We start from the raw sequence: 19,587 nt of genomic DNA, 5'->3' as shown, positions 1-19,587 counted from the left end.
TGGAAGGGTATTTTATTGCTAATGGTTTTGCGCGGCTCCGGCCCCTTTGGGTATGCGGATCTGCTGGATAAGCTCCTGCACGTGCTGGGGCGGTGCTGGGGTAAATTTAGAAATGAGAAAGCAGATCAGAAAATTCAGGAACATTCCCGCCGACCCCACGCCTTCGGGCGAGATCCCGAGCCACCAGTGGTCCGGACTGTTGAGTTCCGGGTGGAGGAATTTGAAATAGACGATGTATCCGATCGTAAACACCAGGCCGGAGACCATGCCGGCGATGGCTCCTTCCTTGTTGATGCGCGTGGAAAATATTCCCAAAATGATCACCGGAAAGAAAGAGGCTGCGGCCAATCCGAAGGCAAAAGCAACCACCTCGGCCACAAATCCCGGAGGATTGACGCCAAAATATCCCGCGCAGATCACGGCACCGGCTGCCGCTACGCGGGCGATGAGCAGTTCCCGTTTTTCCGAAATGCCGGGATTAAAGGTTTTTACCAGATCCCGCGACACCGACGTGGAAATAACGAGCAGCAAGCCCGCGGCCGTGGAGAGTGCGGCGGCCATCGCTCCGGCTGCCACGAGCCCCACGACCCAGTTGGGGAGCTTGGCGATCTCAGGCCCGGCCAGCACCATGATGTCTTTGTCTATGGCGAGTTCGTTGGTCGCAGGATCGGGGAGGTACTGCACCTTCCCGTCGCCGTTTTTGTCGTCCACGGAGATCAGGTTGGTCTTTTGCCAGTTTTGCACCCACACGGGGAGTTCGGCGATGTTTTTTTCGGAAGTGGAGTTGATGGCATTATAGATTCCGAAGGCTGCCACAGCAGGAGCGGTGGTGTAGAGGATGGCGATGAAAAACAGGGCATAGCCTGCCGAAAGCCTTGCGTCTTTGACTTTGGGCACGGTGAAAAACCGGACGATCACATGGGGCAATCCCGCAGTACCGACCATCAGGGCCAGGGTGATCATGAATAGGTCGGTCATGCCCTTTCTCCCCGAAGTATACTCCGCAAAGCCAAGATCCGCCAGCACGCCGTCGAGCTTCTCCAAAAGCGGCGTGCCATCGGCGAGCGTTCCTCCCAGTCCAAACTGGGGGATGGCATTGCCGGTGAGCTGCATGGAGATGAAGATCGCAGGCACCATATAGGCGAAGATCAGCACGCAAAACTGCGCCACCTGCGTGTAGGTGATGCCTTTCATCCCGCCAAGCACCGCGTAGAAAAAGACGATGCACATACCGATTACGACGCCCCATTCGATGGGAATCTCGAGATAGCGGGAGAAGACGATCCCCACGCCGCGCATTTGTCCGGCTACGTAGGTGAAGGAGACGAACAATGCGCAGATCACGGCCACGACGCGGGCTTTGTTGGAATAGTAGCGGTCTCCCACAAAATCAGGGACGGTGAACTTGCCGAACTTTCTCAAATAGGGAGCAAGCAAAAGCGCCAACAGCACATAGCCCCCTGTCCAGCCCATGAGATAAACTGAGCCGTCATATCCGGAAAAGGAAATCAGGCCGGCCATGGAGATGAAGGAGGCTGCCGACATCCAGTCCGCCGCGGTTGCCATGCCGTTGGCCAGAGGAGACACGCCACCGCCTGCCACGTAAAACTCCTGGGTAGAACCCGCGCGGGTCCAGATGGCGATCCCAATATAGACCACAAAGGAAAGTCCGACGAGCAAATAGGTCCAGGTAAGTATATCCATGGCTGAATCAGTCTTCGTGAACGTCAAATTCCCGATCCAGCTTGTTCATCCGCGCCACGTAGACAAAAATGAGGATGATGAAGGTATAGATGGACCCCTGCTGGGCAAACCAAAAGCCCAAGGGGTAGCCTCCCAGATGATATTGGTTGAGTGGCTCGACCAGGATGATCCCAAACCCGAAGGAGACGATAAACCAAACAGACAGCAAGACCAGGAGCGTGCGCAAATTCTTCTTCCAGTAGGAAGTCATTCTGTTTGGGGAGTCACTCATGGGGTTCTTGCGGTTTTAAAATAAAAATGCGGATGAAATGACGGCAGAAACGCCGTTTTTAGGATAGGAATTTCTGTTTTTTAAATCAGAAATGAAATACCTGAATCTGGAGACAGAATCCAAGTGCTTTTCCGCGAAAAGCCAAAAAATTTTGAAAGTCAGTCGGCTTTAATGCAAATTCTTGCTTTCGAGACAGGGAATTGCCCAAAAAATATCACTTTTCCGCAATAGTGTAATCAGGCCAAATACTCCGAGGCCATGGCCAAGGCGGCGGCTACAAAGGTGACGATGAGCTTGTTCAGCTGGAATTTGTGGTGGGGACTACTTTCGAAGAAAATCGTCGTGGAGATGTGGAGAAATCCTCCGGTCACCAGCCCGTACAGTAGGCCTATGCCTTCGTTGGACAGGAACCCCTGGCTGATCAGAAAAGCACTGGAAAACATGCCCAGGGGCGAGGCCAGCGCAAACACGGTCAGCAGGCCGAGTGTCCATTTTTTGCTCAGCGAGGAAGAAAGCACTGCTGCCAGCGCAAAGGCCGCAGGGCCCTTGTGCATGATGATCCCCAGCAGCACGGTCTTGTCGCTGTGCGAATGTCCTGCCAGCAGGGATTCCTCGGGCATCGCCGCGCTATGCGAAAGCAGGGTCCCTTCCAAAAAAGCATGGATAAACAGGCCCAGCATGAGGGTGACCACCCCTTTGGATGTCTCCGAGTGATGCTTGTGGATGTGTCCATGCTCGATCCCTGAAGACCAAAACTCCAACAGCTGCTGTAGCAGGAAGCCGATCAGGATGTAGAACCCCATCCGCGAATTGCTGTAGCCGGAGTTGAAAAGCTCGGGAATGATGTGGAGGATGGTGATGGAGAACAGGTACGAACCCGCAAAGACTAGGGCAAGCTTGAAAAATCGATCTTTAAAGGCCGGTGCAAAGAACACCAGGGAGCCCGAGATCATTGCAGTAAGAAAAAGAAACAGAAAGTTAATTCCCATAGACACAGTTTGCCTTTGCGCTCAGCAAAGGGCTATTCTGGTGAAAACCCCGGCAAAGGTAAGAAAATTCAACTATGTGGCATTTGGTGGGATTATTTTACCGGAAAGGAAAGCACGCCGCTGAGCTCCGGACTGATGTATTGTTTGATTTTTCCTCCCTTTTCATTGTAGATCAGCAGCATCGCCAGATCCGCTCGGGAAGAGTCAAGTCTCATGGCTTCTCTCCATCCCGACACCATCAAGGCGTCGGAGAGGGCGTCGGTGGTCTTGGCATCTGGCCCCACGAGGGTGACCCCAAGAAGGCCATGGCTGACCGGAAGCCCTGTGCGGGGATCGAGCGTAAAGGACAGGCGCAGGGAGTCCTTTACGTAGTATTGTTCGAAATTTCCAGCCGTCGAGATGGCTTTGTCCTGGAGGGCGACGACTCCGCTTTGTTTTGTTCCCAGGCTGTCTCCGAGATAGTGGAGGCCGATCTTCCACAGTTCCTCTCGCTCGTTTCTTCCCTTGGCTAGATTTTCGCCCCCGATCTGGATCAGGTAGTTTTTGATGCCTTGCCGCTCTAGGAAGCTCCCCATCAAGTCCATGAGGTATCCTTTGGCGATCTTGGAGAAGTCGACGAATATTCCTGTGCTGGCTTTGCGGATCAGGCTGTCGGTGACGGTGATTTTTTTCAAGCCCACGAGCGGAAGTACGAGCCGGATGTCGGTACTGTCCAGCAGCTGTGCGCCGCTTTGGGAGAAAGTCCAGACCTGTTCGATCGGCCGGGAGGTGGGATCGAGCGCGCCGCCACTGAGGTCATGGATGCGGTTTGCCTCAGCCAGCATGTTTCGCAGGGTGGGCGAGGGGGAAAGAAGCGTATCTCGAAGGTTGAGGCGGTTGACTTCGGAGGTCGGTTCGGAGATCGAGACGCTGAGGCTGAAGGCATTGATGAGCGAGTCGATGGAGGATTTGAAAATGCGGTTTTCCTCGTCGAGGTACGTGACCCGGTATTCCGCGTCCAGCGCTTTCCCGAAAAAGGCGACCTTCCCGGGCTGATGCGGCTCGGGGCTTTTTTCGGCAGACCTTTCCTCCCTTGTCCTCCAGGCATATACGAGCAGCACGATGGCAAAGAGCACGAGGGAGTAGATGATGTTTTTCCGGGCGTTGGGATTCATTGCGGGAGGATTTGGGGGCGAATTTAGGCCAATTTTTGTCAGGTAGGGCAAAATCGGAAAGTTCTCCGCATGTGGTTTTGTTTATATTTGTGCGTATCCGATATGCCATGAGAGAAGATTACCTGAGAGGAGACGAAGAGCAGCTGAGCCCCAAAGACCGGGAATTTGAAAGGGCCTTGCGCCCCTTGAGTTTTGAGGATTTTACCGGGCAGGCAAAGATTGTCGAAAACCTCCGGGTCTTTGTCCACGCGGCAAAAAAGCGGAACGAGCCCCTCGACCACGTCCTGCTCCACGGCCCTCCCGGACTGGGAAAAACCACCCTGTCCAACATCATAGCCAACGAGCTGCAAGCCGGGATCAAAATCACCTCTGGCCCGGTGCTGGACAAGCCTTCCGACCTTGCAGGTTTGCTGACCAACCTGGAAGAGGGCGACGTGCTCTTCATCGACGAGATCCACAGGCTAAATCCTATTGTGGAGGAGTACCTCTATTCCGCCATGGAGGATTTTCGCATAGACATCATGCTGGACAGCGGTCCCAATGCGCGCTCGGTGCAGATTTCCCTCAATCCCTTTACGCTGATCGGAGCGACTACCCGCTCGGGTTTGCTGACCTCCCCGCTGAGGGCCAGGTTTGGGATCAATTCCCGACTCGAATACTATGACGCCAAGCTGCTGACGGACATCGTCTCCCGGTCTGCGGGGATTCTGCAGACTCCCATCGACGAAATAGCGGCCTACGAAATTGCCCGCAGAAGCCGCGGCACGCCCCGTATCGCCAACATGCTCTTGCGCCGGACGAGGGACTTTGCCGAAGTCAAAGGCAATGGTACGATCACGCTCGATATAGCCAAGATCGCCCTCAATGCGCTGGATGTGGATGAAAATGGACTGGACGAGATGGACAACCGTATTTTGCTGACCATCATCGACAAGTTTAAAGGCGGGCCAGTAGGGCTCGGTACCATTGCTACGGCCTGCGGAGAGGAAGCCGAGACGATTGAGGAAGTTTACGAGCCTTTTCTGATCCAAGAGGGCTATCTGAAGCGGACCTCCCGTGGACGGATGGCCACCGAACTTGCCTATAAGCATCTGAACATCAAGCCGACCGGGACGAGCGGGACGCTTTTTGACCTTTGATCGTTCCTGCTGTCAGCTTCGCCACTAGCCTGAAGAGCGCTTGGTGGGTTCACCAAACCATCAGATGACTACGTTTTGATATCTTTTCCAACACAGAACCATTTTCCCCATGAAGTACCTGTTCCTGTTTTTCTTCTTATCCACTAGCATCCTCCGAGTGCAAAGTCAGACCAGGGGAGAGCTTGAAGACGTTTCCCCCGAGACTATCGCCAAGCTGAAATCTGCCGGCGTGGTGCGGTACAGTGACTTTGGGGCTAAGGGGGATGGGAAAAGCGAGGACATACAGGCGATTGCACAGGCCCACGAGTTTGCCAATGAGCATAGGCTTCCCGTAAAAGCGGACGAGGGGGCGACTTACTACATCGGAGGGGCGGATCTCACTGCCATCATCCAGACGGACACGGATTTTGGGACCGCTTCTTTCCTTATCGATGACCGGGAAGCGGAGAATACCAACGCCCCGGTTTTCTTGGTCAAATCTGACCAACAATCCTATCAACTGGAGGGGATCACTTCCCTCAGGAGAAACCAGGAAAAGCTGGATGTCAAGCTGCCCCAGCGATCCTTGATCACCGTGACCAATGCCCATGTCAAACAGTACATCCGCTTTGGGCCCAATGTGAACAATGGAGCCCCACAGACGGATATTTTCCTAGTCGACAGGGAGGGGAATGTGGACGGGAATGCGCCCATCATTTGGGATTTTGAACAGATTACGGATATCAGGGTGCTTCCGATCGACGAAGAAACGCTTACCGTCAAGGGAGGTCGCTTCACTACCATTGCCAACCAAGAGGAGTCAAAATACAACTACTACAGCCGGAATCTTTCCATCCAGCGCTCCAACGTGGTCGTGGACGGATTGGAGCATCGGATCACGGGCGAAGGAGAGCATGGCGCGCCCTACGGGGGATTTGTCAATATCAGCAACTGCACCGACGTGACGGTGAAAAACAGCGTTCTGACAGGGCACAAGACCTATCAGACCATCGGACGTGCTGGTACGACCGTCTCCATGGGGACATACGACATCTCGATTGGCAGAGCCTTGAATGTCTCTTTTGTCAACTGCAGCCAGACCAATGACATCGACGACGCCACCTATTGGGGTATCATGGGGTCCAACTATTGCAAAAACCTGCTCTTTGACAACTGCACGTTCTCGCGATTTGACGCCCACATGGGGGTGGCAAATGCCACGATACGCAATTCGAAGCTGGGCCACATGGGGATCAATGCCATCGGGAGTGGGACCTTTACCGTGGAAAACTCCGAGATCAGAGGACGAAGCTTGATCAACCTCCGGTCTGACTATGGCAGTACCTGGGAGGGAGAAGTGGTGATTCGGGATTGTGTCTTTGTACCCTCGGGCGGGCGGCCTGTAGCAGCCTCATTGATCAGCGGATACAATTCCGGCCAGCATGACTTTGGCTATACCTGCTACATGCCAGAGCGCATCACTTTCGAAAATCTCCGCATAGACGATTCCAACCATCCGGAAGATTACCTTGGGCCTGCGATTTTTGGAAATTTCAATTCAGAAAATGTCGATGACTCTTACCGGGAAAAATTTCCCTATGTGAAGACCAAGGAGGTAAGGCTGAAAAATGTCACGACCGTAAGTGGTAGGGACTTGAGGCTGAGCGACAACGCCCATATGTTTGGAGCGGTGAAGGTGGGAGTCCAATAGCCACGATCGCCGGCTAGTTTGCTGACGGGGAATTAAGGGGGCGCTAAAAGTGCATGCTTGGGCTGTTTACTCCCTTGAAAAGGAATGTGCCTACCAAGCTGGGCCTATGTATCTTTTTACCTTGAAAAGTATCTGACTGGCCATGTCTGGGTTGATTTGGTTGTGTTTGATGTTGTTGCCGTCCAATTCAGAGTTCATGGTGACAAACAGGGAAAACTCCAGTCCAAAATCCCAATCGCCGCTTAGGTTGGTGCTTATTCCGGTTTTAAAAGGGATATAGGGTGAAAAGCTGGTTTCGTTTGTTGTGACAAAGTCACCTTCGACCAGTTCACCGTCTTCTACCACGCCGTTTAGCAGGGTTTTCTGTTCCCTCTGCACGAACATTCCCCCAAACCCGATTCCCGCATAAAATTGAAGAGTAGACATCAGCATTCCCAAAGCGTTCGGGTTGGTCGTAAATACCGGAAGCACATCGACAAAGTAGCCCGTTCCTTTGAAGTCAAATGCCTGGTCCTGTTTGCCCCAATTGGAAATCCTTTTGATGAACGAGAGGTCATATTCCCCGCTGTTGAGGAGCTGAACGCCAAACGTGCCCCTTAAGGCGATGTTTTCGGTCATTTGCTTGTTGTAAGACGCGGTGAACGCGGGCTTTACCTTGAAGTTCAAGTCCTGATACACTCCGGAATTGTTGTCCACATACACCATTGAAGGACCGATTCCGATGGAGATATGGTCTCCCTGTGCCATCGATCTTTGGCAGAAAAGAAGGGACAGAAACACAAAAACAAAAAGCCTGGCCATTTTTTTTGGGTTTATAAAAAGGGATTTGAAATCCAGAAAACTGCAATAAAAATCTCGCTACTTGGGCTAAAGTAGTCATGTAAATTGAATTTTCCATGGAGAATCCTGTCAAATTATTGACGTTTCAAGATGAATATATGTATTTGATTTTCGGAGAAAACTGTCGGGATCGACGTTGACCCCGTGTCTTGTCCCCTTACATAAAGTTCCTTGGCTTTGATGGATATTTTTGGGATAATCACGGCTTACTAGCCTTTTCCCATGAATTTTCGACTATCCGCTTTTCTGGCATTTTTTTGCTGGATGTGCTCTGGCTCTTTTGCACAGCAGAAAGCCAAATCGCCCAACGTCATCCTCATCATCACCGATGACCAAGGCTATGGCGATCTGGGGACGCATGGCAATCCCCATGTCCATACGCCGACTATCGACGCCTTGGCGGCGGAGAGTGTTCGCTTTGTGGATTTCCATGTGTCGCCTGTCTGTGCGCCCACCCGCGCCAGTCTGATGACCGGCAGGTATGCCCTCCGCACCGGCGTACGGGATACCTACAACGGCGGCGCGATGATGGCCAGCTCAGAAGTGACCATCGCGGAGCTCCTGAAGGACAAGGGCTATGCTACCGGCATATTTGGGAAGTGGCATCTCGGCGACAACTATCCCATGCGGCCCAGCGATCAGGGCTTTGATGAGTCGCTGATTCACCTGTCCGGAGGGATGGGGCAGGTCGGCGACATCACGACCTATTATCAGGGGGACCGTAGCTATTTTGACCCGGTACTTTGGCACAACGACCGACAGGAACGCTACCAAGGCTACTGCTCAGACATCTTTGCGTCGGAGGCGATCAAGTTTGTTGAGAAGAACAGGGACAGGCCATTTTTCACCTACCTCTCCTTCAACGCCCCCCACACGCCGCTTCAGGTACCCGAGGAATACTATCAAAAATACAAGGACATAGACCCTGGGGCTGGATTTGGCCGGGACGGAAGACCTTTTTACCCCATGTCTGACAAAGACAAAGAGGATGCGAGGAAAGTCTATGCGATGGTGGAAAACATCGACGACAACTTGGCCAAGCTTTTTTTCAAACTCAAAGAACTCGGAATCGAGGACAACACCATCGTGATCTTCATGACCGACAACGGGCCGCAGCAGCAACGCTATGTGGCAGGCCTGAAGGGAAGAAAGGGGAGCGTTTCCCAAGGCGGGATCAAGGCACCTTTTTTCATCAAGTATCCCGCAGGATTTGAAGGCAACCGAGACATCTCTGGCCTTACTGCACACCTGGATGTGCTGCCGACTTTGGCGGATCTCTGCGGATTTGATGAGCCAAAAGACCGTGTGATCGACGGCCAGAGCATGATGCCGCTCATCGAAAACAGGAAAGTAGACCCTGACCAGCGAAGCTACTTTTCCTACTGGACCAGGAAGTCGCCCGAGCTGTACCAAAACATTTCCCTGCAAAGGGGCGGCTGGAAGCTGGTTGGCAATACCGCCTACGATGCTGAAATTGACGCTTTTGAACTGTATGACTTGGACAGCGATCCCTACGAAGAACATAATCTCGTTGCAACCAAACCCTCGAAAGCGAAGGAGCTAAAAGGGGAAATGGATGAACTTGTTGAAGTCCTTGCACAGGAGGAAAACCTGCTCCATCCTCCGCTTATCCAGATCGGCTATGGTGTGGAAAATCCCGTTTTCCTCAATCGAAATGATGCCTCCGGCGAGCGGGGGATCTGGGATCAGGAGGACATCTACGGCTATTGGAGAGTGGAGGTAGCCGCGGGGGTGTACGATATTCGGTTCAAGTTTGTGAAGCCCGTGCCTGCTGGCGGAAAGATGACTCTGGAGCTCGGTACCCAAGCGCTGGTTTTCGATGAGCCGTCTACGGGCACTATCGAGTTGATGGAAGTGAAGGGCGTTCGATGGGGGGCCAGCCAGGGGGATCTGCTGCCTTTCTATACGGTGGGAGGCAAGCGTTACTTCCCTTTTTGGGTGGAGCTGGAGAAAAAATAGGTCAGGCGGAGCTCGGCAGGGAGTCGGATTGATAGGAAAAAAGCGGTCATTAGACCGCTTTTGCTGTTTCCATCTGGTTGATGATGTCCTCGTAGTCGAGCTTGTCCCAGTTTTCTGTGATCAGGGGATTGGCCATCACCTTGTTCATCACTGCTTCTTGGAGCTTGCCCTGCGCATAGGCCTCTGCGTAGCCCATGTCGGAGAAAGTGACCATGGTGTAGAGCGGGATCCAGTCATTGGGATAGAGCTCATGCAGTTTGGCTTCGATTTTCTTGCGGAGCAAAAACTTCGGATCTCCCACCGAATCCCTCATTTCCTTGAAGTTTTCCATGGCCAGCTGGCAGATGGCATCGGTATCCGGCTTGCGCTTTTTCTGGAATTTCTCAAAAACCAAATCCCAAGCGTTCGTTCCCAGTTTCTCGATCAGGCCGTTGAGGATGTAGCAATCCTCAAAGCCGCAGTTCATGCCTTGTCCGTAAAACGGCACCATCGCGTGGGAGGCGTCGCCAAGGAGAAGGGCGTTGCCTTGTACCCAAGGGAAGCACTCGATATTGATCAGGGCGGCGGTTGGGTTTTTGAAAAACTCTTTTTTCAAATCCGGCATCAGCTGGTAGGCATCGTCGAAATAGGCCCGGAACATCGTTTCGAGGTCTTTTTCGTCACGGATTTTTTCGAAACACACCTTGGAGCCTTCAAAAGGAAGGAAGAGTGTGCAGGTAAAGGACTTGTCGGGATTGGGCAGGGCGATGAGCATGAATTTGCCTCGCGGCCAGATATGCAGCGCATTGGGATCCATGGCAAACTCCCCTTCGGCGGTCGCCGGTATGGTCAGTTCCTTATATCCGTGGGGGAGGTATTCTTGGGTGTAGTTGAAGCGGATCTGCTTTTGCATGGACATGCGGAGGGCAGAGTAGGCGCCGTCCGCCCCGATCACTACGTCGGGTTGGAGTGATTTTTCCCCTTCAGAAGTTTCGAACAGGATTTCGTTTTTTTGAAAATCCACATCCAGGCACTTATGCTCAAAGTGCACCGTTGCGCCCAGCCTCTCCGCCTCTTCGACCAGCATTTGGTTAAACTTCCCCCTGGAGATCGAGTAGATCGCCTGATTGGCTTTGCCATAGGGGATAAAGGTCGTCTTGCCATGCTCGTCATGGACCTTGCGCCCATACATGGGAATTGCCAGGGGAAGGACTTTGTCTTTCAACCCCACCTGTTCCAAGCTTTTCCAGCCTCTATGGCTGAGGGCCATATTGATGGATCTGCCGGCTTCGGAATAGGGGGTTTTGCGCTTGTCAGGCCGCTTGTCGTAGACGGAGACGTCCAGGCCTTGACGCTTGAGATATATGGCCATCAGGCTGCCGATCAGGCCGGCACCCAGGATGGTGATTTCGTTTTTTTTCATCGGATAAGTTTACCCACGCTTCTTTCAAGCGAATTTCTCCAAGGATTGTTCCAAAATCTGTGCAAATCGAAACACGTCCATGAAGCTGTTATACAGCGGAGTGGGAGCCAGACGGATCACATTCGGGTTTCTCCAGTCGCCTACCACTCCATGTTTATAAAACTCATCGAACACGGCTTTACCGCCCCGATGAATCAGCAAAGATAACTGACAGCCTCTTTCTGCGGGATTTTTTGGGGTAATAATTTCCAAAACGCCTGATTCTCCGCTGATTTCACGGATCAAGAATTCGAGGTATCCCGTGAGCTTTTCGCTTTTTGCCCGGAGGTTTTCCATCCCGGCTTCTTGGAAAATATCCAGGGAAGCCTGATGTGCCGCCAGTGCCAGCACGTTGTTGTTGGCCAGCTGCCAGCCGTCGGCGCCAAACATGGGCACGAAGCCTTTTTCCATCTTGAAGCGTTCGTCTTCGTCGTGTCCCCACCAGCCTGCAAAGCGCGGCAGATCGGGACGCTCGGCATAGCGCTCGTGCACGAAAATGCCCGAAATATTGCCCGGGCCGGAGTTGAGGTACTTGTAGCTACACCAGGTGGCAAAGTCCACATCCCAGTCGTGGAGCTTCAGAACGGCATTTCCGGCGGCATGGGCGAGGTCAAAACCTGCCACCGCGCCGACCTCATGCGCCGCAGCGGTGATCGCCTGCATGTCAAAAAGCTGCCCGGTGTAATATTGGAGGCCCGCCATATTGACCATAGCCAGCTTGTCTCCTTGCTTTTTGATCTCTGTAAGAATGTCCTCCGTGCGAAGCGTGTGCTCTCCCGGTCTTGGGGTCAATTCCACCAGCGCATCTGCCGGATCCAGGCCGTGAAACTTGATCTGCGACTCCAGCATGTATTGATCTGAAGGGAAGGCTCCCGCCTCCACGATGATCTTGTACCGCTCTTTGGTAGGGCGGTAAAAAGAGACCATCAGCAGGTGGAGATTGACCGAAAGGTGGTTCATCGCCACTACCTCGTGCTCGTGGGCACCGACGATTTCGGCCAGGGCTGGCTTGGATTTTTTACGCACGTGATACCAAGCGTCCTCCCCATGAAAATGCCCGTCCACCGCCAGATCCGCCCAATTGTTCAGCTCCCGCTCCAGGTGGTCTTTGACCGATTTGGGCTGTATGCCGAGCGAGTTGCCACAGAAGTAGATGGCCGCTTTGCCATTGACCTTTGGGAAATGGAATCGGGATCGGAAGGATGCCAAGGGGTCTTGGGCGTCCAGCTGTTGGGCAAAGTGCTCTGAAAATTGGTAGGGAAGAAAACTCATAGGTGGTTGAATCAAGTTGTAAAGTGGCAAAGTGGCAAGGTTGTAAAGTGCTTCGCTTCGACGATGTCAACTTTGCAACTTTTAAACTTTGCCACTTTTCAACCCTTACTTTTCCATATAAGTCCCGCAGGCTTTGCAGGTTCGCAACGCATCGTTTGACCAGAAGCGATCCATGATCGGAGGAAGCTGGGTGACGATATCGGTGAGCTCGACGTATTCCTCGTGGAGCTTTTCCCCGCAGTTTTCGCAGTGCCAGATAAAGCCGTCCAGCTCTCCGGCTTGGCGGTATCGCTCGATCACCAGGCCAACGGTGTTAGCCGGGCGGCGTGGCGAGTGGGGCACTTTGGCAGGAAGAAGGAAGATCTCTCCCTCCTTGATCTCGATGTCCTTGGGCTTGCCGTCCTCGATGATTTTCAAGACGATGTCGCCTTCCAACTGATAGAAAAACTCCTCGCTTTCGTCGTAGTGGTAGTCCTTGCGGCTATTGGGCCCGCCCACGACCATGACGATGAAGTCGCCGTTGCCTTTGTACACCTGCTGGTTGCCGACGGGCGGCTTGAGGAGGTGGCGGTTGTCATCAATCCACTGTTTGAAATTGAAGGGTTTTGCTACGGCCATGGTATGTTTAGGTTTGAAAAGGGATTTGTGCCAAAGATAAACATTGAAGCGAAAAACTCGGCCTCGGTTTCCCTTGACACTGCAGTAAGTTCGTCAATCAAAAATCCTAGCTCGTAACTCCATTTTGCCTTATTTTGTCCGAAAATCCCCCGCATCCATGACCTACCCCATAGCCGATATGCACTGCGATCTCTTGTCTTTTATGGCAAAAATCCCCGGTGCCAATCCTTTTGACCCCGAGCAGATCGCCTGCGCTTTTCCCTGGATGAAAAGCGGGGGCGTGAAAATGCAGGTGACGGCGATCTACACCGATGTGAAGCCCGGCAGCATGGAGATGGCCAGCAGGCAGGCGGGGATTTTTGCAGATTTGCTGCGCAAAGAAGCCGAAACCGTCACGCGTTTTGACTCGGAATACATCCAAAATGCCGAAGCCCGGGAATCCCTCGGTATCATCGCCTCCGTGGAAAATGCCGCGGGATTCGGCGATGAAACTGCCGACTGGAAAGCCATCTACTCCCAGTTTGACGCGATTGTAGACACTGTCGGGCAGCTGGCGTATGTCAGCCTGACCCACCATACCGAAAACCGCTTTGGCGGAGGCAACTATACGGAGGGGATCGGCCTGAAAGACGACGGAAGAAAAATCCTCGACTATATGGCCGGCAAGCGGATTCCCATCGACCTTTCCCATACGTCGGATTTTTTGGCCGAAGGCATTTTGGCCCACATCGACCAAAACTCGCTGGAGATTCCCGTGATCGCCAGCCACTCCAATTTCCGCTCGATCTGGGATCACAAGCGCAATCTCAGCGACGAGTTTGCCCAAGAAATCGTCCGCCGTGGAGGCATCATTGGGGTGAATTTCCTTCGAAACTTCCTGGACCCAGAGGTGCCGGAACGGCTTTATGAACATTTGCTTTTTGGCCAAAAGCTGGGAGAAAACGCGATCTGCTTTGGCGCCGATTTCTTCTACACCCAGGACTTTCCGGACAAGAGCCGCCATCCTTTTTACTTTCCCCTGGCGGAAAATTCCAGCAAATACCCCGATATTCTGGAGTATTTGGCCACGAGCCTGTCAGAGGCCCAGCTTCGCAAACTGGCCTTCGAAAACGTGTTCAACTTCTACCAAAAACTCTGGAGCTGATGTCTAGCCATCATTTTGTCAAGGAACAGCAGGAGCCCGCCGTCTTTATCCTGAGCACCGAGGGACTGGCTTTTGATTCGGTTTCGCCGCTGCTGGAGTGGGTGCCGACGGTACTGGTGTGGCAGGATTGCCTGGATACCGTGCTGAGCTGGGGGATCAAAGTCGACGTGATTCTGGCCGAAGAGAGCTTCCAAAAAGACAATATCCAGCTGCTGCAAGAGCAATATCCCGTTCGTTTTCTGACCGCAAGCCCGGCCAATTTCCTCCACGAAGGCCTGCAATACCTGCTGGCCTCCCAGCATCGGGGAGCGCATCTGGTGGGTTTCGACCATTCCAAGCTCGACAGCTTGACTGCCGAATTGGAGTTCTTGGAGTTGACCGTCTTGGACGAGGGCTGGAAGTACTACCCGGTCAAGACTAGGGATTTCAAAAAGTGGTTTGTAGCCTCGACCATCCGGATTCTTGGGCGGGAAGGCATGCCACTGGAGGTCGCCAACTCAGACGGCAAACTCTTTCTGCCGCTTTTCTACCTGACCCAGGTGGAAGTGCCCGAAGGCATCACCGAGATCAAGGGAGCTGAGCTTTTTTGGGTGGGGGAAGAGGTGTAACGATTGAAAAATTGGAAGATTTGAAAATTGGAAAATTGGTGTCGGATGGTGTCAGACTGAGCGGAGTCGAAGTCTTCAAAATTCAGTTTTCGTATTTTTAGAGTCGGGTACAACAATTGAAAAAGGCGGTTATAATTAAATCCCGCCAGATGAACTAGACCCATCATCTTCTTGAAATGACAAATTTGAATTTAAAGTCTTGCGATTTTCACGAATAATATCATAAAATCGACTGAGCTTTTTTGCGTTTTCATTTTTCGCAAGGTCAGCAAGAATGGCTGAATTGTAGTCAGACACTAGTTTTTCTTCTCCAGTTCTTTTTTCCAAAGATGCGACTCTATTTGAGAGGCTTCTTAATATAGTTAACATTTCGTTTTGAATGTCAGCCGAAGATCTTTTAGCGGTTTCCTCTTTAATTGGCCTTTTTGCGATAGTATTGTTAATTGTTAGCTGGAGATCGGGGTAGTATTTATCAACCACCTTGTTTAAAATATGATGACTAACCTTGTTCTCCTCGAGAAGGTCATTGAGATTTAAGATTAATTTTTTAATTCCATCCTCGTCAGATTTTGAAAGGTTAAAATTTGAAAGAGGTCCCTCAACCTGATGTGGTTCCAAGTCGATCAACAGCACGAAAACTCGGTTTGCGGAAAATCCTTTTGCTAGTGCTCCAGCTTCAAACTGAATCCATGGTTCATGTTGATTTTCAGGAGTGAGGAAAATAATCCCTGCATTGGTTTTTGCCAACTGGGTATTTAATTCGTTAATCCAAACAATGCCGCCAGACAAATCTTTTGGAGAAAAAAAAGGAATTATTTTTTGATTGACGCATTGAATCCACTCGTGGAATGCTTCAGCAACAGCTTGACTACGATCTTTTGACCAGCTAAGAAATAGATTCATAATGCGATTTTATATGAAAAGTAATAAAAAAAAATAGTCAATTGGCAAGTTAGAGTTTATGACTAAGGTGCATACTAGATGTAGTTACTTTAGGGATTCAGAAAAATTTCAAATTACCAAAACAACTAGAGTGAATTCGCCAGCTCTGTCAATTTAAAGCAATTAAAAAAAGGAAGACCTTCGCCTTCCTTTCCAATAACTTATAACTCAATTACTATTTCTACTCCCTCACCCAGCCTACTTTTTCAGCCAGTGATTCTCTTTTGCCTTCCGGCCAGTTGTCGGAAGCGGGTTTGGCCACGTAGAAAAAGCCCATCAGCATATCCTCGCCTTCCAGGCCGAAATCTTCTCTAGCCTCTGGCCAGAAGGTTGGCCCGCCGGTTCCCCAGTAGCAAGCCAGGCCATGCGCGCACGCAGTCAGGTACATATTCTGAACCGCCATGGCTGTCGCTGCGATCTCCTCCATTACCGGAATGCCGGATCCTTCGGTGCGCTTCATCAAGATCGCGATGATGTGCGAAGACTTCAGCGGCATTTCCTTAAACTTTTGATAGGTCGCCTCGATGAAGTTGGTGCCGTTTTTCTCCGCTCTGTGCTTGTACAGTTCCGCCTGATAGTCGGCGAATTTCTTCAATCCCGCGCCGGTATAGACGATGAATCTCCAAGGCTGGGTCAGCTTGTGGGTAGGCGCCCAGTTGGCGTTTTCGAGGATTTCCTCGATGATGGAGTCGGCTACGGGATCGTTTTCCTTAAACTGTGCGGCAAAAAGCGAGCGGCGTCCGCGGATGATTTTGTTTACTTCTTCGATGCTGAAATCGGGTCTTTGCATGATCTATTCTTGGTGTATTTTAATCGTTCAATTGAATTTAGGAGCTGTAAGTTCGTCAAGGCACTAAAAACCGGATTCGATTTTTAGAATCGCTTCTTGCTCATGGGATAAAAAGTCACGGATTTCGCTTTTCCTCGAAAGCAAGGTTTGGGCGATGTTCTTGGTCGACGTGTTACCCAGTCGGAGCCATATTATTTTCGGGGGAGAATTGAGTAGTACAGAAAGGTCGGCGAAGTCAGAGTCAAATGTTACTATAGCGAATCCGGCTTGTTTTGCCCAACTCCAAATCTCTCGATCCGTTTTCCCTTCCAATCCGACTTCCCTGACCTGCTTGCAATCTGGGAAATCAGCAGAAATCTCCTTTAGAATCCGATAGGAAATATTTTGGTCAAAAAGTAAGGGCATAGGGCTGACTAAGCATATTTCAACTTCTGCTCCCTGTCAGCAGCGTAGGCCAGACAGGCTCGGATTTGTTCAGAGCTCAGTTCGGGAAAATCTTCCAATATTTCCTCCAACCTCATTCCCGAAGCCATCCAGCCTAGGACATCCGAAACAGTGATCCTAGTACCGACTAGATAGGGTTTTCCAAAACGAACATTTGGATCTATGGCGATATATGTTGAATAGTCCATGGGGGAATTTACGAATATTTCGTCCAAATGATTTTTCCTAGGGCAGTTTCCAATCCTGGCTTTCTTCCAATTTGTAGCAAATCCACTGTCTCAGATCTTAAGTCTAGCGTCTAAAGTCTTACTCTCAATAATTCCACCCCAGCTTCACTCCCCCATACCAGTTCCTCGTCGGTGCAGGCTGATAATATCTCCCTCCGAATGCGTTGAGGTCATTGCCCAGGGAATAGCTTTCGTCCAGCAGGTTGTCCACCCCGGCAAAGAGCTCCAGATCCCAATCGCCCAGGCTTTTCACCCAGCCAAACCGTAGATTGACCAAGTTGTATGCGTCCTGATAGACCGTATTGGCATCGTTGAGTGGGATTTCGTCGGTAAACTGATGGGTCAGATTGAGGTAGATCCCAGGCCGGGTACGCAGGTCGATCCGGCTCACCAGGTTGTTGGGCGGCACGCCGGTCAGGTCATTGCCAGAGAAGTCATTGTCCTGTTTTTGGTAGTCCTTGAAAGTGAAAAACTGCCCGGTGTAGGCGGTTCCGATCAGCAGGTCCTTGACAAATCCACCGGCATTTCTCAGTAGGGCATAGTCCAAAGAAGCTTCGATGCCCTTTTGGTCGGTCGAGCCGGCATTTCTGAAAAGCACCACCCCGTTTTCATTGGTATAGGTGGTGATGGTCTGGTCGAGTTGGAGATAGTAGGCAATCAGCTCGATGTTGATTTTCTCCCGTCCAAGTCTATAGCCCAGTTCGAAGTTGGTGCCTTTTTCCGCTTCCAGATCCAAGTTGACGCTGCCCTCGTTGGTGCGGATCTCGTCTATGGTGGGAGGGGAAAAGCCTCCGCTGACCGAGGCATAGACTGAACTGAATTGATTCAGGCGATAGTTCAGCGCCACTCTAGGCACTACCACGGGATCAAAATCGCGGCTTTGGACACCCGTCGCGCCCCCGGAAGCATTGATCTGTCGGTCGATTTCATAGCCGGAGAAGTTTTCGCTCAGCCCAAGTGTGAAAAGCAAGGCCTCTGTCAGATCCCACTCCGCTTGCTGGAAGAGGAATCCCTGATACGCGCGCAGCTTGTCTGCAAAGCGGACCGTATCGGCCACGCCGGAGCGGTTTCCAAAGTTCTGCGCATCCGTCAGGCTGTTTTGGTATTCACCGCCAACCACGAGGCGCAGCGTCTTTCCCGCCAGCTTTCCGTCGTGGACGAACTTCGTGCGAAGCCCGTATCCGAATCCCAATTCCTTCTTGTAGTCCAGAATAAAGGGGTTTTCAAAGTCGTTCGTATTCAGGTAAAGCGTAGTCGTGTTGCTGGTTTTCTCCGAAAAACGGTATAAATGTCCCAGCGAAAACAAGACCGCCTGCTGGGAAATGGAGCTGTTTTGCGCTACCGAACCCGGACGGGCCTGGGTTGGATCGGCCGCCAACTGATCGGCATTCAGCGCTCCGGGGATCTGATAGTCGAGATCAGAAACCAGTAATTGCGTGCGGATTTCCTGTTTTTCCGACACCGGAAAGAAGCCGCCCAACTGGAATACTTGGCGGTCCACGGCGGAGTGCTCGCGATACCCGTCGGACTTTTGGGACACAACCGAAGCCTCTATCCCACCTTCTCCCACTTGCTGGGAAATCCCTACCCGAAACCGAGAAAGTCCGAAATCTCCGGCCAAAAAGTCCGTGGAGACGCGATTGCCAACCAAGCTGGGCTGGCTGAAAAGAGAGATCGCACCGCCATTTCCCGCGCCATAGATACTCCCGGAGGGGCCTTTGACCACTTCAGAGCTACGGATATTGGACAAATCGAGAAGATTTAAAGCCGTAGTCCCATCCGGCGCGGTGAAAGGCACCTCATTCCAATAGACTTTGACATTCCGCACCCCAAAAGGCGAGCGCAAGGAACTGCCCCGGATCGAGACCCGATAGCTTGCCGGAGCTCGTTCCTCGATACGGACGCCGGATTTTTGGTTGAAGGCATTGACCGGCGAGTTTTCATTGAACCTGCTAAAATCACGTTCGGTAAGCTGCACTACCGCCGCCGATTGCTCCAGCAGGGGACGCTCCGACTCGAAGGCTGTCACCGTCACCGAGCCCAGATTCATCACCATGGGCTCCAATCGCACCTCATGCTCACCTGCTTCAAAAAGCCGCTCAAAGGACTCGTATCCTTCCAGCGCAAAGGAAATCCTCAGCGCGTTGCCAGGGAAAGCCAGAGTACCGGAAGCGTTGGTCCGCTGTAGGGGAAGATTCGCCACCTTCACCCGCACGTTTTCCAAAGGAACGCCTGTGGACTTGTCGGTCACGCGGACTTGGATTTGCGCCTGTAGGCCGAGGCTAGCCAAAAAGAACAATAGGAATAGGGCTTTTTTCATGTGGGAAATTAAGA

Annotated in this window: 18 protein-coding genes; 5 read left to right on the top strand and 13 right to left on the bottom strand. The window is 51.9% G+C overall.

Translation table 11 applies throughout. The annotated features are described in order from the left end of the window. Positions 1 to 18 precede the first annotated feature (18 nt). The 4 genes from J0A68_RS00565 to J0A68_RS00550 all read right to left on the bottom strand — a co-directional run bounded on the left by J0A68_RS00565 (position 19) and on the right by J0A68_RS00550 (position 4,118). Positions 19 to 1,704 carry a sodium:solute symporter family protein gene (locus J0A68_RS00565; RefSeq protein ID WP_206576231.1) on the bottom strand — a complete coding sequence of 562 codons (1,686 nt, stop codon included), beginning with the start codon at positions 1,702 to 1,704 and terminating at the stop codon, positions 19 to 21. A gap of 7 nt (positions 1,705 to 1,711) precedes the next feature. After that, positions 1,712 to 1,975: a DUF4212 domain-containing protein gene (locus J0A68_RS00560; protein WP_206576230.1), complete on the bottom strand. Its 264-nt coding sequence runs from the start codon at positions 1,973 to 1,975 to the stop codon at positions 1,712 to 1,714. A gap of 236 nt (positions 1,976 to 2,211) precedes the next feature. Next, positions 2,212 to 2,964 carry a ZIP family metal transporter gene (locus J0A68_RS00555; protein WP_206576229.1) on the bottom strand — a complete coding sequence of 251 codons (753 nt, stop codon included), beginning with the start codon at positions 2,962 to 2,964 and terminating at the stop codon, positions 2,212 to 2,214. A gap of 92 nt (positions 2,965 to 3,056) precedes the next feature. After that, entirely contained in the window at positions 3,057 to 4,118 is a 1,062-nt protein-coding gene (locus J0A68_RS00550; RefSeq protein WP_206576228.1) for an FAD:protein FMN transferase, read from the bottom strand. A 107-nt stretch (positions 4,119 to 4,225) separates the two neighbouring features. On the opposite strand from J0A68_RS00550, the gene ruvB reads away from it, so the two are divergent. Then, positions 4,226 to 5,257, top strand: a complete 1,032-nt coding sequence (ruvB, locus tag J0A68_RS00545) for a Holliday junction branch migration DNA helicase RuvB (RefSeq protein WP_206576227.1) — start codon at positions 4,226 to 4,228, stop codon at positions 5,255 to 5,257. A 109-nt stretch (positions 5,258 to 5,366) separates the two neighbouring features. After that, positions 5,367 to 6,947 carry a hypothetical protein gene (locus J0A68_RS00540; RefSeq protein WP_206576226.1) on the top strand — a complete coding sequence of 527 codons (1,581 nt, stop codon included), beginning with the start codon at positions 5,367 to 5,369 and terminating at the stop codon, positions 6,945 to 6,947. Positions 6,948 to 7,037: 90 nt separating this feature from the next. On the opposite strand, the gene J0A68_RS00535 is transcribed toward J0A68_RS00540, so the two are convergent. Next, complete coding sequence (locus tag J0A68_RS00535; protein WP_206576225.1) at positions 7,038 to 7,748, bottom strand: hypothetical protein; 711 nt, start codon at positions 7,746 to 7,748, stop codon at positions 7,038 to 7,040. Positions 7,749 to 8,009: 261 nt separating this feature from the next. Here J0A68_RS00535 and J0A68_RS00530 point away from each other — a divergent pair, with 261 nt between their 5' ends. Next, a complete protein-coding gene (locus tag J0A68_RS00530) occupies positions 8,010 to 9,767 on the top strand; it encodes an arylsulfatase (protein ID WP_206576224.1) in 1,758 nt (585 codons plus the stop codon). A gap of 49 nt (positions 9,768 to 9,816) precedes the next feature. Here the strand turns inward: J0A68_RS00530 and J0A68_RS00525 are convergent, their stop codons facing one another. The 3 genes from J0A68_RS00525 to J0A68_RS00515 all read right to left on the bottom strand — a co-directional run bounded on the left by J0A68_RS00525 (position 9,817) and on the right by J0A68_RS00515 (position 13,098). Then, positions 9,817 to 11,169, bottom strand: coding sequence for an FAD-dependent oxidoreductase (locus J0A68_RS00525; RefSeq protein ID WP_206576223.1), 1,353 nt, complete (start codon positions 11,167 to 11,169; stop codon positions 9,817 to 9,819). A 24-nt stretch (positions 11,170 to 11,193) separates the two neighbouring features. Continuing rightward, positions 11,194 to 12,480, bottom strand: a complete 1,287-nt coding sequence (gene kynU / locus J0A68_RS00520) for a kynureninase (protein ID WP_206576222.1) — start codon at positions 12,478 to 12,480, stop codon at positions 11,194 to 11,196. A 105-nt stretch (positions 12,481 to 12,585) separates the two neighbouring features. Continuing rightward, positions 12,586 to 13,098 carry a 3-hydroxyanthranilate 3,4-dioxygenase gene (locus J0A68_RS00515; protein ID WP_206576221.1) on the bottom strand — a complete coding sequence of 171 codons (513 nt, stop codon included), beginning with the start codon at positions 13,096 to 13,098 and terminating at the stop codon, positions 12,586 to 12,588. 157 nt (positions 13,099 to 13,255) lie between these two features. Here J0A68_RS00515 and J0A68_RS00510 point away from each other — a divergent pair, with 157 nt between their 5' ends. Together J0A68_RS00510 and J0A68_RS00505 are read left to right on the top strand one after the other, a co-directional pair. Further along, entirely contained in the window at positions 13,256 to 14,242 is a 987-nt protein-coding gene (locus J0A68_RS00510; protein ID WP_206576220.1) for a dipeptidase, read from the top strand. Further along, positions 14,242 to 14,850: a thiamine pyrophosphokinase gene (locus J0A68_RS00505; RefSeq protein ID WP_206576219.1), complete on the top strand. Its 609-nt coding sequence runs from the start codon at positions 14,242 to 14,244 to the stop codon at positions 14,848 to 14,850. The genes J0A68_RS00510 and J0A68_RS00505 overlap by 1 nt, the downstream gene beginning before the upstream one ends. Before the next feature lie 135 nt (positions 14,851 to 14,985). On the opposite strand, the gene J0A68_RS00500 is transcribed toward J0A68_RS00505, so the two are convergent. The 5 genes from J0A68_RS00500 to J0A68_RS00480 form a co-directional block, all read right to left on the bottom strand. Continuing rightward, on the bottom strand, positions 14,986 to 15,753 hold the full coding sequence (locus J0A68_RS00500; RefSeq protein WP_206576218.1) for a toll/interleukin-1 receptor domain-containing protein: 768 nt from the start codon (positions 15,751 to 15,753) through the stop codon (positions 14,986 to 14,988). A 220-nt stretch (positions 15,754 to 15,973) separates the two neighbouring features. Continuing rightward, complete coding sequence (locus tag J0A68_RS00495) at positions 15,974 to 16,582, bottom strand: nitroreductase family protein (RefSeq protein WP_206576217.1); 609 nt, start codon at positions 16,580 to 16,582, stop codon at positions 15,974 to 15,976. 63 nt (positions 16,583 to 16,645) lie between these two features. Continuing rightward, positions 16,646 to 16,987, bottom strand: a complete 342-nt coding sequence (locus J0A68_RS00490) for a DUF5615 family PIN-like protein (RefSeq protein ID WP_206576216.1) — start codon at positions 16,985 to 16,987, stop codon at positions 16,646 to 16,648. An 8-nt stretch (positions 16,988 to 16,995) separates the two neighbouring features. Then, a complete protein-coding gene (locus J0A68_RS00485) occupies positions 16,996 to 17,214 on the bottom strand; it encodes a DUF433 domain-containing protein (protein ID WP_206576215.1) in 219 nt (72 codons plus the stop codon). A gap of 124 nt (positions 17,215 to 17,338) precedes the next feature. Beyond that, entirely contained in the window at positions 17,339 to 19,573 is a 2,235-nt protein-coding gene (locus tag J0A68_RS00480; protein WP_206576214.1) for a TonB-dependent receptor family protein, read from the bottom strand. Positions 19,574 to 19,587: the final 14 nt, after the last annotated feature.

This window comes from Algoriphagus oliviformis (assembly GCF_017254915.1).
Taxonomy (GTDB): domain Bacteria; phylum Bacteroidota; class Bacteroidia; order Cytophagales; family Cyclobacteriaceae; genus Algoriphagus; species Algoriphagus oliviformis.
The sequence above is the reverse complement of the archived record's forward strand: the minus strand, read 5'-3'. Positions and strand labels throughout refer to the sequence as shown.